The organism is Bartonella sp. CL25QHWL (assembly GCF_042195335.1).
Taxonomy (GTDB): Bacteria; Pseudomonadota; Alphaproteobacteria; order Rhizobiales; family Rhizobiaceae; genus Bartonella.
The window spans coordinates 16,771-32,059 of record NZ_JBHIOE010000002.1 but is presented as its reverse complement, the minus strand read 5'-3'; the positions used below and the strand labels follow the sequence as shown (position 1 = coordinate 32,059).

Annotated in this window: 12 protein-coding genes; 4 read left to right on the top strand and 8 right to left on the bottom strand. The window is 38.1% G+C overall.

Translation table 11 applies throughout. The features are described 5' to 3' along the window. Positions 1–317: 317 nt before the first annotated feature. A complete protein-coding gene (locus tag ACFILY_RS01395) occupies positions 318–3,203 on the top strand; it encodes an EAL domain-containing protein (RefSeq protein ID WP_375637426.1) in 2,886 nt (961 codons plus the stop codon). Between the two features lie 42 nt (positions 3,204–3,245). On the opposite strand, the gene ACFILY_RS01390 is transcribed toward ACFILY_RS01395, so the two are convergent. Then, the gene (locus ACFILY_RS01390; protein WP_375631387.1) at positions 3,246–3,830 is read right to left on the bottom strand and encodes a YqgE/AlgH family protein; all 585 of its coding nucleotides are present in this window, start codon (positions 3,828–3,830) and stop codon (positions 3,246–3,248) included. Between the two features lie 71 nt (positions 3,831–3,901). On the opposite strand from ACFILY_RS01390, the gene ACFILY_RS01385 reads away from it, so the two are divergent. Beyond that, a complete protein-coding gene (locus ACFILY_RS01385) occupies positions 3,902–4,780 on the top strand; it encodes a protein-disulfide reductase DsbD domain-containing protein (RefSeq protein ID WP_273791356.1) in 879 nt (292 codons plus the stop codon). 26 nt (positions 4,781–4,806) lie between these two features. Here the strand turns inward: ACFILY_RS01385 and rnhA are convergent, their stop codons facing one another. The 4 genes from rnhA to cyoE form a co-directional block, all read right to left on the bottom strand. Continuing rightward, entirely contained in the window at positions 4,807–5,274 is a 468-nt protein-coding gene (gene rnhA / locus ACFILY_RS01380) for a ribonuclease HI (RefSeq protein WP_375637427.1), read from the bottom strand. A 5-nt stretch (positions 5,275–5,279) separates the two neighbouring features. Then, positions 5,280–6,239: a homoserine kinase gene (locus tag ACFILY_RS01375; protein WP_375637428.1), complete on the bottom strand. Its 960-nt coding sequence runs from the start codon at positions 6,237–6,239 to the stop codon at positions 5,280–5,282. Continuing rightward, positions 6,239–7,294: a 4-hydroxy-3-methylbut-2-enyl diphosphate reductase gene (ispH, locus tag ACFILY_RS01370; protein ID WP_375631385.1), complete on the bottom strand. Its 1,056-nt coding sequence runs from the start codon at positions 7,292–7,294 to the stop codon at positions 6,239–6,241. The genes ACFILY_RS01375 and ispH overlap by 1 nt, the downstream gene beginning before the upstream one ends. Positions 7,295–7,476: 182 nt before the next feature. Next, positions 7,477–8,412, bottom strand: a complete 936-nt coding sequence (gene cyoE / locus ACFILY_RS01365) for a heme o synthase (protein ID WP_273791365.1) — start codon at positions 8,410–8,412, stop codon at positions 7,477–7,479. A 344-nt stretch (positions 8,413–8,756) separates the two neighbouring features. Here cyoE and ACFILY_RS01360 point away from each other — a divergent pair, with 344 nt between their 5' ends. Together ACFILY_RS01360 and tldD are read left to right on the top strand one after the other, a co-directional pair. Next, complete coding sequence (locus tag ACFILY_RS01360) at positions 8,757–9,296, top strand: invasion associated locus B family protein (RefSeq protein WP_273791352.1); 540 nt, start codon at positions 8,757–8,759, stop codon at positions 9,294–9,296. A 110-nt stretch (positions 9,297–9,406) separates the two neighbouring features. Then, complete coding sequence (gene tldD, locus ACFILY_RS01355) at positions 9,407–10,831, top strand: metalloprotease TldD (protein ID WP_273791351.1); 1,425 nt, start codon at positions 9,407–9,409, stop codon at positions 10,829–10,831. A gap of 518 nt (positions 10,832–11,349) precedes the next feature. On the opposite strand, the gene ACFILY_RS01350 is transcribed toward tldD, so the two are convergent. Genes ACFILY_RS01350 through dxs form a run of 3 tightly spaced genes read right to left on the bottom strand, consistent with a single transcriptional unit; the run spans position 11,350 to position 15,267 of the window. Next, on the bottom strand, positions 11,350–12,603 hold the full coding sequence (locus ACFILY_RS01350) for a class I SAM-dependent RNA methyltransferase (protein WP_375637429.1): 1,254 nt from the start codon (positions 12,601–12,603) through the stop codon (positions 11,350–11,352). Next, a complete protein-coding gene (locus tag ACFILY_RS01345) occupies positions 12,600–13,343 on the bottom strand; it encodes a TlyA family RNA methyltransferase (RefSeq protein ID WP_375637430.1) in 744 nt (247 codons plus the stop codon). The genes ACFILY_RS01350 and ACFILY_RS01345 overlap by 4 nt, the downstream gene beginning before the upstream one ends. Positions 13,344–13,359: 16 nt before the next feature. After that, a complete protein-coding gene (dxs, locus tag ACFILY_RS01340; RefSeq protein ID WP_375637431.1) occupies positions 13,360–15,267 on the bottom strand; it encodes a 1-deoxy-D-xylulose-5-phosphate synthase in 1,908 nt (635 codons plus the stop codon). Between the last annotated feature and the right edge of the window lie 22 nt (positions 15,268–15,289).

The window sequence follows — 15,289 nt, the reverse complement described above, 5'->3', positions numbered from 1 at the left end:
AGTTTTGGAAATATTGGGCAAAGAGGCGTACAAAACTACCCAATTCATACTTCATGTGATAAAGATTCTAATGAGTGAAGGTATATCCGTGAAATCTGGAAATTTATGGTTTAACTTTGCCCTTTTAAAATATAAAACTTCATTCGCTTCAAGTTCTATTGGAGCAAATGGGTATGTGGTTTATTTGTATATAAAATCACACAACTTAAGAAAAAGTGATAACAATTTATTATGTAAATAAATTATAAAAGGTGGACGTTTTTTCTCAAAAATCGAAATGAAAATTAAACATCCTAAAATATTGAGAGTGGGACATTGTGAAGAGTTTGCGTAAAATAATTGACATCATTTTCATTGTAGTCGTTAGTTCTTTTGTCCATCTTACATCAGCACAAGCAATTGAGCCAGTTAAAATTTCTTCTCAAGATGCTGCTCTTGATCTCTCAAAAGCAATTGAAATTCACCATACAAACAACTCTATTTTTCAAACAAGTACAGCGCCAGGACCAGATGGTATTGTATGGCGTATTGAAGTGCAGGCAAAAAATGAAAAATTTTCCGGAAATTGGGCAGTTTTTTCTCTTGCAAATCCAACAGATGAACAAGTTGATCGTCTCATTGTTGCCCCCCATTACCGCATGGCACGTTCTGGATTTTTTTGGCCAGACCTTGGATCAGCAAGGATTCAATCCATAACGCCAAGCGAAGGTTTTTCCCTCGATCGTCAACTTAGTGCAAACTCTGATATCTTTCGTATTACTCTTAACCCCAGTGCTGTTGTTACATTTGTGGCCGAACTTAACTCTGCAAATCTACCGCAAATCTATTTATGGCAACCTGAAGCTTATAAAGATGCAATTAATTCTTATACGCTTTATCATGGTATTCTTCTCGGGATATCAGGTCTCTTAGCGCTTTTGTTAACTGTTCTCTTCGTCGTCCGTGGAACAGGGCTGTTTCCTGCAACAGCTGCTGTTGCTTGGGCAGTGCTTTTTTATATTGGTATTGACTTCAACTTTTTAAATAAATTCTTTGCAGTTACACTCACAACACAACCAATCTGGCGTGCTGGTACAGAAGTAGCTCTTACTGCTACACTCTTCATTTTTCTTTTTACCTATCTCAGCCTTAACCGCTGGCATTATCATTTTAGTTACGGTGCTATCGCTTGGACCATTGCCTTTTGCAGTCTAGGAGCCTTTGCTATTTATGATCCCATCAGAGCAGCTGGAATTGCGCGTTTGTCTTTTGGCCTTACCGCTGTGCTTGGTATAATATTAATCATCTATTTCTCAATCAGAAGCTATGACCGCGCTATTATGCTTATTCCAACATGGTTGCTCATTAGCTTTTGGTGTGTTGGAGCCTATGCTTGCATAGCTGGACATTTAAACAATGATATTATCCAGCCAGCATTAGCGGGGGGATTAGTGCTCATTGTTCTTCTCATAAGCTTTACTGTCCTGCAACAAACTTTTTCTAATGACGCTTTCCATGAAGGAATATTTTCCGACCTGGAACAACAAGTACTCGCAGCAAAGGGAGCTGGAAATATTATTTGGGATTGGAATATTGAGCGTGACCGTATTGTTGTACATCCAAACATGGCAACCCTTTTTGGTACTGAAATTCATAACCTCAATGGACCTATGCGCAACTGGATTTCAGCCTTGCACCATGATGATCGTGAACGCTTTCAAGCTGTATTGGATATCATTCTTAAAAATAAAAAAGGGCGCATTGATCAAATTTTTCGTCTTTCTTCCGGTGGTGGTTATTATCATTGGTTTTCTCTTCGTGCACGTCCGGCTATGCAAAAAGATGGAAAAATCACACGTGTCATTGGAACCATTGTCAATATTACTAACCATAAAAAATCCGAAGAACGCTTATTGCATGATGCAATCCACGACAGCTTAACCGGACTTCCTAACCAACAAATTTTCTTTGATAGACTACAAAATTATACCTCTTTAGCGAAAGCAAATATCAAAATTAGACCGACTGTCTTTATGATTGATTTTGACAATTTTCGCCAAATTAATCGCAAATTAGGCATAGCAGTTGGGGATACTGTACTGCTTATAATCGCACGTCGTTTAAATCGTCTCATTAACTTTCAAGACACCTTATCGCGTCTTTCAGCAGACCGCTTTGCAATTATTTTACTTAGTGAAACCGAACCACAAAAAATTGCAGCATTTGCAGATCATTTGCACAAAACAATTTCAGCACCTATTTCACTTTCAGAAAACAAAATAATCCTTTCAACCTCTATCGGATTGGTTACATGGAGTGAAAGCCGATCGACGGCTAAAGATATTTTTAATGATAGTGAATTAGCGATGATTCGCGCAAAACAAATGGGTGGAAACCATATTGAACCTTTTCGTCCTAATTTTCGCACTTTGGGTCTCGAACATAATACTCTGGAGAAAGATGTTCATTATGCCATAAAACGTAATGAGATGAAAATCCTCTACCATCCTATTCTTAATTTATCAGACGGACATATTATTGGTTTTGAAACAATTGTAGAATGGCATCATCCCACTTATGGAAATTTAAATGTCTCTGATTTCATAAAAATCGTAGAAAATGAACAAATTGTTATGGATTTGTCACAATTTATCATCGATAATGCCATTATTGATCTTATAAATGTACAAGAAAAATTTTCCCAACAATCTTTCTTTATTTCAATTAATTTACCAAGCGCAGAAATGATTCATCCCCGTTTTATCAGTCAATTGCGTGCCGCTTTGCTTCGCCATCCGCTCCACAAAGGGCGTCTGATGATTGAAATATCTGAATTTGTCTTAAGAAATAATCCTGAACAATCAGCGCACTTTCTTGAACAAATTAAAACACTTGGAATGAATCTCGCACTCGATAATTTTGGAACAGGTTATTCGTCTCTAACCTATCTCGTACGTTATCCATTTGATATGGTTAAACTTGATCGTTCACTTATCTCAATCGACTCTCTTAAGAAGAAAATTGTTCTAAAGTCTATCATTAATATGGCAACAGATCTTAATTTGCAAATTATCGCAGAAGGTGTTGAAAATGAAAAAGAAGCAATCTTTCTTCGTCAAGAAGGCTGTAAATATGTTCAAAGTACACTTGTGACGAAACCGATTGCCATAGAAGAATTAATTACACTCGTTCAGAGCCATTTCCCTTATAAAATAAAAACATAATGGATAAAATAACGTGTAAAGTTAAAAAGCTTAGAAAAAACTCTACGCGTGTCCCATTTCAGAAGCAAGATAAGTTGGATCGATACCCATGCGTGTTAAACTTTTATCATATTTGCAGCTTAAATCGCTTTCAAAAAGAAAACTAGGTGATGTAGAACTGATTAGCCAACCATTTGTAGAAATTTCTGCCTCAAGTTGCCCCGCTTTCCATCCAGCATAGCCTAATGCGACCAGTGCATGTTGCGGACCTTGTTCGCAACTGATCGCTTTTAATATATCAATTGTCGCAGTAAAACAGATCTTATCTGCAATAAAAACAGTTTCTTCACAAGCATAATCATCTGAATGAAGGACAAAACCACGCAAAGGATCAACAGGACCACCATAGCGAACTGGAAACTGTTTTATTGGTTCAGAAAGACTTTTTTTTTGGCCACTGTCTATGACTCCCAAATGAAGCAAAAGCTCTGGAAAATCAATATGATGCAATTGATTAAGAATGATGCCCATCGCACCGGCATTAGAATGCGCACAAATATAAATAACAGAACGAATAAAGCGTTTGTCATTCATCCCAGGCATTGCTATGAGTAATTGTCCACCTAAAAAGCCATTACACCGCTTCATTAATCTGTTATTCTCCATAATTTACATGATAAAAGTTTGTTCATTTAGCACACTAGGAAAATAAAACTCCAATGAAAAAAAGTCGTATATTTACAAATTTACAAAATATCGCAACTTTCTTTTATAAAAAGCTTTTCGTTACTTTAAGCTTAACATTCATAGTTTTAGAATTACTTAACATTCCTGTAAATGCTCAAACAGAACAAAAACTCCAGCTTTTCGCAACATCTTGGTATGAATCAGATGGTGGTCGTATCCGATTAGCGATCACTGAACCTTCTCTTTCTGGAATAAGAGAAGGCATTATTGAAATTGAGCTTAAACCAGGATGGAAAACTTACTGGCGTAATCCAGGTAATTCTGGCATGGCACCATTTTTTAATTTCAACCAACAGATTTCTTATGAAATCTTTTATCCTACTCCACAGCTTTTTGAAACAGAAAATGATTGGTCATTAGGTTATAAAGATAAAGTAATATTGCCCTTCAATCTTTCTGGTTCAAGCAAAAATTTAAGTGGTGCTTTCACTCTTGGATTATGTAATAAAATCTGTCTTCCATTTACTATTAACTTTGATTTTTCGCCATCTGCTCTTAAAAATAAACATCTTCCTGCTTCCTTCTTAAAAAAGGCGCAAGATTCTTTGCCCCGCATGATGCAGAATGCACTAAAAATAAGTGCCGAAAAAAATAACAGTACCCTTCTTATAAAAATACAAAATAACAACAAAACTACGCCTTCCTCTCTCTTTTTAGATGGAGGAGAAATGCAAATTGGAGCAGCAAGAAAAGTCAGTGATAACGCAGAATATACACTCTTCAGTGCTCCACTCTATTTCGCACCAGAAGAAATAAACCAAAAAATTTTTTATACAGTTTCTTTTAAAGATCACGCCTTAAGTGGAACATTCATATTCCATACGCAGCCAACCCCGCTTGCGACTCCGTGATAAAAGAAAAAGCTCCCAAACAGCAATTATGCTGGAAAACGTCCATTTTCACGATATTGAGTAATTGCTTTGCGAGCAAGGGCATCTGCGCGTTCATTTTCTGGATGTCCCGCATGCCCTTTTACCCAGTGCCATCTGACTGTATGACAAGAACTAGCATCCTCAAGAGCTTGCCATAGCTCCATATTTTTAACAGGACTTTTTGATGCGGTGCGCCAATTATTCTTTTTCCAATCTTCAATCCACTTAGATATACCGTTACGCACATAAACTGAGTCTGTATAAAGATCGACCAAACAGGGCTCTTTAAGCGCCTTTAATGCACAAATAGCCGCCATGAGTTCCATTTGATTGTTTGTCGTATGAATCTTACCGCCATAAAGCTCCCGTTCATGACCATTCCAGCGTAAAATTGCCCCCCATCCTCCAATTCCAGGGTTCCCTGAGCAAGCACCATCTGTATAAATTTCAACGACTTTTTGTTGAGTTGCCATAAAATTTAAAAACCTAATTCACTTAGCGAATTTACATTACTGAAAAAACAAAGCTTGTGCCAATACTCCCATGGATCTTTCTTAATAACAAAGCTATTAGGCGGTGTATTAAACCAATCATATAGACGTGTGAGTAAGAAACGTAGAGATGCACCACGAGCTAATAAAACCATCTTGTCCAATTCTAAAGGGATCAATGGTCTTATTTTTTGATAACTTTCCAATAACTTACGTGCTTTGGTAAGATTATAGGAATGATCAGGCTCAAAGCACCAAGCATTTAAACAGATCGCTAAATCATAAGCAAAAAAGTCATTACAAGCAAAATAGAAATCTATCATCCCAGAAAGACGATGATTCACAAAAAAGACGTTATCATTAAATAGATCTGCATGAATAATGCCTATTGGTAAATTGAACGGCCAATTTTTCTGTAAAAAAGCCAATTCCGACTCAATTTTTTGTCCAAATTCTTTTAACAATGCATCTTCTTTGGTTTGACAACGTTGCCACAAGACCTTCCAATCCATAACAGAAAGAGTATTTTTACGACTAAGTGTAAAATCCTGTCCTGCTAAATGTAATTGTGCGAGCCCCATCCCCACTTCGCCACAATGATCTATATTGGGCTGGCGGATCCACTCTCCTTCCAGAAAAGTAATAATAGCGGCAGGACGTCCTGCTAATTCACAGATCATCATTCCATCATTTTGAATAACAGGTTGAGGACAAGGAATTCCACGCTGTCCTAAATGCTGCATCAAGCGACAAAAAAAAGGTAAATCATCTTTTGAAATACGCTTTTCATAAAGTGTTAAAATAAATCGCCCTTGTGTTGTCTCTAACATAAAATTAGAATTTTCAATCCCCTCCTCTATACCTTGATAAGACAAAAGTGATCCTATTGCATAACGTGTTAAAAACACTTTTAAATCATTTGGGTGAATATCTGTATAAACGGCCATTATTCTGCTTTCGTTGTAGATATGTTTGTATTCTGATTTTCATTTTTTGCATTATTTGCTTGACCATTGACGAAAGCCATATCTTGAGACGTTAAAATGACGTCACGTAATTCGCGACTCACTAAAAATTTTTCCGTTTCTACCGCTGTTTCAGCTAATTCTATTGTGACATCATAACGCTCACGAAATGCTGAAATAATTTCATCAATAATAATTTCAGGAGCCGAAGCCCCTGCTGAAAGACTGACAATAGAAAGAGATTTTAGGTTTTCAAAATTAATTTCATCAGCGCGCTGAACTAAAATAGCTTGCCGCGCACCAGACTTTTCGGCAACCTCTACTAAACGTCGTGAATTAGAAGAATTTGGTGCTCCAACAATCAAAAACAAATCGCTCCCCTTTGCCGCTGCTTTAACCGCATCTTGTCGATTCGTTGTAGCATAGCAAATTGACTCAGCCGCCGGGGCTGCTAATGTAGGAAAACGTTGTTGTAATATATCGATAATTCCTGCAGTATCTTCAACAGAAAGCGTTGTTTGTGTCACAAATCCTAATTTATCTGGATCATTGGGTTGATAATGCAAAGCATCTTCTATCGTTTCAATAAGCGTCACAGCCCCTTCTTCAAGCTGTCCCATTGTCCCTATCACCTCAGGATGACCAGCATGACCAATCAATATAACATGACGACCATGACGTTGATGTCGTATCGCTTGTTTATGCACTTTCGAGACCAACGGACATGTTGCATCGAGATAAAACAAATTATAGCATCGCGCTTCTTCTGAAACAGATTTTGGTACACCATGAGCAGAAAAAACAACCGGTTGATTGCGATGTTCTTCTGGAATCTCATCAAGTTCTTCGACAAAAACAGCTCCCCGTTGCTGTAATCCCTCAACCACGTAGCGGTTGTGTACAATTTCATGACGAACATATACTGGAGCACTATATTTTTTTAATGCAAGCAGAACAATCTGGATAGCACGATCAACCCCTGCACAAAATCCACGTGGACCACAAAGACGTATCGTTAAAGGGGGAAGTCCAGACATAAATCATCCTTAATCTCTATAGTTTTAGCTATATATTCAAACAACCTATTATTATACATGAATAAGCAATGTAAAAAAACGCGCAATATCATCTTTTGCATAAGAACAGACTCTATCGTGTTTTCTTACAGAATTTTCTTGAAGAAAAGCTCTTTTTAAATTTGCTTTTTCATTTTATTTGCCTAAAGAGCGATAAAATACCAGACAAGAGATTCAATCAAAAGAACTCCAAAGATAGCTGCCAAATAGAGTAACGAAAAGAAAAACGTTTTTTTAGCCATCAAAATAGTTTCATTATGTGTATCAGCTTTCCATAAACGATAGGCAAAATAAATAAAGATAATGCTTAAAATTGTTGAAAAAATAGCATAAAAAATTCCGCCAAGACCAATAAAGCAAGGAGCAGCAGCACATAATGCCATCAAAATAGTATAAAATAAAATCTGTTTTTTTGTTGAATGTTCACCTCGTACATTAGGCATCATAGGGATGCCTGCAGCCTCATAATCAAGAGATGAAAATAAAGAAAGAGACCAAAAATGGGGGGGGGTCCACATAAAAATGATCAAAAATAATAAAAAGCTATCAATACTCACTGTCCCTGTTGCCGCGGCCCATCCAATCATTGGTGGAAAAGCCCCAGAAGCACCACCAATAACAATATTTTGTGGTGTGATACGCTTTAACCAAATTGTATAGATAACGACATAAAAGAAAATCGTAAAAGCAAGAAAAAATGCCGCAAACCAATTAATGAAGCTCCCCATAACCAATACCGAGAGCATAGAAAGAACCATGCCAAAAATAAATGCCTTTTGAGAGCTGATTTTACCCATGGGAATGGGACGCTTTTTAGTCCGTTCCATCACAGCATCAATGTCAGCATCATACCACATGTTCAGTGCTCCCGCACCACCGCCACCAGCAGCAATACATAAAATTGCTAAAAAACCATACCACGGATTGATAGGAACAGGAGACACCATCAAACCAACTAAAGCCGTAAAGATCACAAGAGACATAACACGTGGCTTTAATAATGTGATATAATCACTAATAGTGGATTTTGGTGGCGTTGATTTACCATTCACAACCGATAACTTTTCTGAAACTGACATTCCACTCAAAGCCCTTTTCCATTTCTGTCATTCACAAACCCAATATTATCTGACAAATATTATCTAGCGTATGGAAATGACCAATTAAGACCAATCGTATTTTTGAGAAAATATGAAATATCTCTTTCGCACGTATACCCTAAAAGTAGATGAAAATACTGGCAATAAAAACACATTTTTTCAATCAACGTTCTTTCCCATATTACAAGTGTATCATAAAAATATATCCTATGAATTAATATATTTGGGTAAATACTGATTTTGTGTTATAGTTTTTTATAGGGAATTCATTTTTTATGTAAATCTATGCATGGTTGTGAGTGTTAAGTCGGATAGGATTTTCTGTGATACTTTATAAATTACTCAAAAAAACTTTTTTTATTGGCACTGTTTTTTACACACTTTATAGTAGTTTTATCAGTCATGCATTTGCACAAACACCCTATGCGCAAAGTGTCCCTGCTCCACAAACCTATGGTGCATGGACAAAAGTTTGTTCTCTACCACCAGGTACACCTAACATGCAGTGTGAAGTTGTACAAAACGTTCACACACAAGGGCGTCAAGATATTACCTTGCGCGTTACATTTTATAAACTTCCTCAAAAGCAAGGTGCCTTGATGCGTGTTTTTGTTCCGATTCGCGTTGAATTACGTCCTGGCGTTGGAATTAAAATTGACGATAAAAATATGGGCAGAATGGAATATCGTCGTTGTCTTGGTGATAATTGTGTTGCTGAAGCCTTTCTTAAAGAAGACATATTGCAGCTCTTTTTAAAAGGAAAAATGGCAACCTATTTTATCTTTACAACTCCGGAACAAGGGATTGGAGGTTTTGTTGACCTTCATGGTCTTGGCGACGCCTATGCAACCTTACCAACATGAGTGAAATCAATACACTTTAAACGATTGAAATTTCATCGTATATTTTGAAAGATTCTTAAAATTAGATTGATAAAAATCTTCTAAGCCCCCATAAAAATAGGATAATTCTTATGAAATCGCTGATTGATCATTTTGATATTGCTTCCTCTAAAGTGCAATCACTTGTACAGGAAACACTTCATCATGCTGATGATGGTGAGCTTTACCTTGAGTACACAGAAAGCGAAGCTCTTTTATTTGATAATGGGCAGCTTAAAAACGGCTCATTTCATCAAGATATGGGATTTGGACTACGCGTTGTTGCTGGAGAGGCTACTGGATATGCTCACTCTAGTGAGTTATCAGCTGCTGCACTCAAACGTGCCAGTGAAGCTGCTAAAGCTGTTACCTATAATAATCATGCAGGGCCTTATAGTATAGCACCTCAACAAACAAACAAAAGACTTTATCAACCGCATAATCCCCTTGATGCTCCATCATTTGAAGAAAAAAGTGCTCTTTTGCAAAAAATTGATGCCTATTTACGTGCTAAAAATGATAAATTGCATCAAGTGACTGTTTCTCTTTCCGGCTCGCTACAACATGTTGAAATTTTACGTGCAGATGGTTATTTGGTTCGTGATATTCGTCCCCTTGTGCGACTTTCTATATCTGTGGTCGTAGCTGAAGGCAATCGACGTGAAAATGGTTTTTATGGGTGTGGAGGGAGACAAGCATTTAACCAATTTATTCATGAAGACAATTGGAAGAAAGCTGCAGATGAAGCCTTACGTATGGCTTTAACAAATTTAGAAGCAGAAGCAGCACCTGCTGGATCTTTTGATGTTGTCTTAGCCAACGGATGGCCTGGTGTTATGCTCCATGAAGCCGTAGGTCATGGTTTAGAAGGTGACTTTAACCGTAAAAAAACATCCGCTTTTGCTGGACTTTTAGGACAACAAGTTGCAGCAAAAGGTGTTACAGTTGTTGATGACGGAACAATTCCACAATGCCGTGGCTCTCTCACTGTTGATGATGAGGGGACCCCTTCAGGATATAACGTTCTCATTGAAGATGGAAAGCTCGTTGGTTTTATGCAAGACAGGCTTAATGCACGGCTTATGGGAGGTAAATCAACTGGAAATGGACGGCGTGAATCTTATGCTTATGCACCAATGCCACGAATGACCAATACAATCATGCTAGGAGGAGATAAAACACCTGAAGAAATCCTTTCTTCACTTAAAAGTGGTATCTATGCTGTTTCATTTGGTGGAGGACAAGTTGATATTACTTCTGGAAAATTCGTCTTTGAATGTACTGAAGCATACCGAGTAGAAAATGGTAAAATTTGTGCACCAATCAAAGGGGCAACTCTTATTGGAAATGGACCGGATGCTATGAAACGTATCACAATGATTGGTAATGATAGTAAACTAGATAATGGTATTGGTATGTGTGGAAAAGCTGGCCAAAATGTCCCTGTTGGTGTTGGCCAACCTCACCTTCGAATCAATAATATGACAATCGGTGGAACTGCGCTTATAGAGGAATAAGCTTGCTCATTCCTTCCCCGTATTGCCTCCTTCTCGTCTATTACGACCATTTTGTGAGGGGGTACAATGCATTGATTTATAAAGATAATCTAGCGTTATTCATATTGTATTAGAACCTTGAATACCGTAAGATTCTCTCATTTTAAATCTGTGTCTGTTGAACCAATCAAAATCATTCGTTTATACATTACAGGCAGGGAGAGTTATATGGATAAAAACTGTACAAGAAAGAACTAAAGATTCTTCTTATGGACCGTCTCAAGTACCAAGAATTTTAGAAACATTGGGAGATGGCAAATATAACGATGGAACAGGCTTATTCAGACACATATTCTTCGTAATCCATTCGTCTTTTTTGTGGTTTTTTTGTGTGGGGTAACTTGTCTTTTATATTTCATAATAAAAAAGCACTTTCTACATTCAGTGCTCTTAGATCAACGAGAAAAAGGTTATTATTATAGATAAATTTTGGAGAGATTTTATAATAATACTCAGGTAAACTTTTAAAAAAAATTAGGCTAAAGTTTCCAACCTTTCTTTTTTTTCTTTTTGCTCAAAACAGCAACAATTTCGACATGTGGTGACCATAAAAATTGATCGATCGGTATGATTTTTTCTACTGTATACCCCCCTGCAACAAGAAGAGATAAATCACGAGCAAATGTAGTAGGATTACAAGAAATTGCCACAACACGTGATACTGTTGTCTTCGCTAATTCACGTACTTGTTGCTCTGCACCAGCACGGGGAGGATCCAAAACAACACTCTCAAAACATTCAAGTTCCTTTACAGAAAGGGGATGTCGGAAAAGATCACGTTTTTCACAAGTGACCGTTTTTAAACCAGTCGCAAAACGTGCTGCTGTATTTAGATTTCTTAATGCATCTTCATTATTTTCTACTGCATGAACATTCATCTTTTTTGCCATACGCAAGGTAAATGTTCCTACCCCTGAAAACAAATCAACAGCATTCTTTGCTTTTTTTAAATGAGTCAAAATAATATTGCCCATTATATTTTCCGCTTCACAAGTTGCTTGCAGAAAACCACCAGAAGGAAATTCAACACGGACATCTCCAAAGTAAATCTCTGGTTTTTCTCGTTCAACCAAAACTTCACCGTCAACAGATAAACGTATAATCCCATATGAAAGAGCAGCACTGATCATTTTCTGACGAAGTGATTCATGGTGTATAATGCAACCGCTTAAAGCAACATCTAAACCATTTTCAACACATGTTATCGTAACATGAAACCGTTTGGCAGAGCTCTTTAGAAAAGCACAGAGCTCTCTGATATTATGCAACTGAGAAATAAGCTCTGGACGGCTTACTGGGCATTCCTCAAGAGCTACAATCTCATGAGAGAGATAACGGTTAAAACCAACTTTTTGCCCCTGTGGGGTCATGGATGCTGTTAGAGTAATCCGCCGTCGGCTATAAGGTTTACATTCTATTAAAGGCGCAACAACATTATTAAGTCCATACTTTTTAAGCGCCTCAACAACCAATTGTTGTTTCCATACGCGATAAGCATCCATATGCCAATGCTGAAGAGTACACCCTCCACATTCTCCAAAATGCTGACAAAGAGTATCAATGCGTTCTGATGATTTTTCTTTTAATGCTATATATGTTGCATATTTTCCATGAACAGTAATTTCAGCACACTCTCCTGGTAAAGTAAAAGGAACAGAAACGAAGCCGTGAGACATCTTAGCAATACCATAACCATTTACTCCGATATGATCGATTATGACATTGTCATTCACTCTTGTTTTTCTCCGAATAGTAAATATTCCACGTTGCCATCACCACCTGTAATAGGGGAAGAAATTAAACCTTTTGCACTCCACCCTGTTTGTGTATTTAACCAAACAAAAAGTGCCTCAGCAGTTTCTTTAGCACTTGATGGACTTAATATTCCTCCCTTACTAAAATGTTTACGACCAACCTCAAACTGAGGCTTTACCAGTAAAACAGCTTGGGCACCCTTCTTGGCTAAAGACAACACGGGAGGCAATGCAAGTTTGAGCGAAATAAAGCTAACATCTGAAACGATAAGATCAATTTCTCGCCCACCTAAATGTTCCTGTTTAAAATCTCTGACATTCAAGCATTCTAATAACGTTATAGCACTGTTGCCCAATAAACGTTTATCAAATTGATGATGCCCAACATCAACGGCAATAACATGATCTGCTCCACGCTCTAAGAGAACTTGCGTAAAACCACCTGTTGATGCACCAACATCAATGGCTGTCACTTTATCTGTTATAATTGGAAATGCATCAAGTGCAGCAATCAATTTTAACGCTGCCCGAGAAACATAATTCTGCGCTGGATCACAAACGGTAATCTCTGCATCATCAAAAACGATTTGCCCAGCTTTAAAAACGATTTCTCCGTTAACTTTAACAGTTTGGCGCATAACAGCATCACGTGCGCGTGAACGTGTCTTAAAAAAGTTTTTTTCAACTAAAAGAATATCGAGTCTTTTTCTGGCAGCCATCTCATACTCGAATTTTTTATCCTGTTCGAATCTCGCGGTCCAAAGCTGTAAAAACCGTGTTGACAATGCCCATAGCATCAAGCCCGATACGTGAAAGAACTTTTTCTGGTGAGCCTTGATTCAAATATTCATCTGGAAGTTGTAGTGTACGAACTTTCAAACCATGCTCTAAGAGCCCTTCTTGCGCTAAAAATTGTAATATGTGCGCTCCAAATCCACCGATTGCCCCTTCTTCAATTGTCACCAATACCTCATGCTCACGTGCCAAACGACGCATCAAATCCTTATCTAAAGGTTTTGCAAACCGTGCATCTGCAACCGTTGTAGATAACCCTTCAACCTCCAACGCATCAGCAGCTTGCAACACTTCTGACATCCGCGTTCCAAAACAAACCAAAGCGATCTTATTCCCTTCACGCAGAACGCGCCCTTTTCCAATTTCTAATAACTCACCACGTTGCGGTAAATCTATACCAATCCCCTCACCACGCGGATAACGAAAAGAAATTGGTCCCTGATCATAAGCTGCAGCTGTACGCACCATATGCATCAATTCAAGCTCATCAGAAGGTGCCATAACAACAAACTCAGGAAGAGTGGACAAAAAAACAATATCAAAACTTCCAGCATGTGTTGCGCCATCTGCCCCCACAAAACCTGCTCGGTCAATAGCAAAACGTACCGGTAATTTTTGAATTGATACATCATGAATAATTTGATCATAAGCACGCTGTAAAAAAGTAGAATAAATTGCAACAAAAGGCTTATACCCTTCACAAGCAAGTCCTGCCGCAAAAGTTACGGCATGTTGCTCAGCGATACCAACATCAAACATTTTTTCAGGAAATTTTTTCGCAAAAGAATCAAGACCTGTCCCTGTTGGCATCGCTGCTGTTATGCCAACAATCTTATCATCATGGTGAGCTTCTTCTATTAAAGCTTTAGAAAATACCTTGGTATAGGGTAGAATATTACTTGATGCTTTAACCTGTTTTCCTGTCGTGACATCAAAACGATTAACACCATGATATTTATCAGACGAGGCCTCTGCAGGTGGATATCCCTTTCCCTTATGGGTTACAACATGCACCAAAACAGGACCATTAGGATATTCACGAACATTTTTAAAAACAGGCAATAAATGCCCCAAATTGTGCCCATCTATGGGTCCAACATAATAAAAGCCAAGCTCATCAAATAAAGTTCCCCCAACCAAAAGGCCACGCGCAAATTCCTCTGAACGACGGGCCTTATCCAAAAAAAACTTTGGCAATTTTTCGCTCAACATCTTTACGCGTTCACGCAAATGACGATAAGAAGGACGAGACACTAATCGTGCAAGATGTGCACTCATAGCACCTGTAGGTGGTGCTATAGACATATCGTTATCATTAAGAACAACAATCAAGCGCGCATTCAAAACACCAGCGTTGTTCATTGCTTCATATGCCATACCCGCAGACATTGCACCATCACCAATGACAGTTATGATATTGCGTCTTGTCTCTGCTTTCAAAGCACTTGCCACCGCCATGCCAAGCCCCGCTGAAATAGAAGTAGATGAATGCCCCGCTCCAAATGGATCATACACACTTTCTGAACGTTTTGTAAAACCAGATAATCCGCCCTCTTGACGTAATGTGCGAATTTTTTCTCTACGCCCCGTTAAAATCTTGTGTGGATAGGTTTGATGACCAACATCCCAAATAATCCTATCCTCTGGTGTATTAAAAATATAATGTAATGCAACAGTGAGCTCAACAACACCAAGTCCCGCCCCAAGATGACCACCTGTTACAGAAACCGCATCAATTGTTGCTGTCCGCAACTCATCAACCAACTGTACCAAATCAGACTCATGCAATGCCCGCAAATCTTGCGGAAAACAAACACGGTCAAGCAATGGTGTTAGGACCTGAGACAAAAAAAATCCTTTCTATTATCTT

Coding starts and splice junctions, on each gene's coding strand:
- ACFILY_RS01390 (WP_375631387.1), bottom strand. CDS start 3,830: ATGAAGCGGTGTAATGGCTTTTTAGGTGGACAATTACTCATAGCAATG.
- ACFILY_RS01385 (WP_273791356.1), top strand. CDS start 3,902: ATGAAAAAAAGTCGTATATTTACAAATTTACAAAATATCGCAACTTTC.
- rnhA (WP_375637427.1), bottom strand. CDS start 5,274: ATGGCAACTCAACAAAAAGTCGTTGAAATTTATACAGATGGTGCTTGC.
- ACFILY_RS01375 (WP_375637428.1), bottom strand. CDS start 6,239: ATGGCCGTTTATACAGATATTCACCCAAATGATTTAAAAGTGTTTTTA.
- ispH (WP_375631385.1), bottom strand. CDS start 7,294: ATGTCTGGACTTCCCCCTTTAACGATACGTCTTTGTGGTCCACGTGGA.
- cyoE (WP_273791365.1), bottom strand. CDS start 8,412: ATGTCAGTTTCAGAAAAGTTATCGGTTGTGAATGGTAAATCAACGCCA.
- tldD (WP_273791351.1), top strand. CDS start 9,407: ATGAAATCGCTGATTGATCATTTTGATATTGCTTCCTCTAAAGTGCAA.
- ACFILY_RS01345 (WP_375637430.1), bottom strand. CDS start 13,343: ATGGCTGCCAGAAAAAGACTCGATATTCTTTTAGTTGAAAAAAACTTT.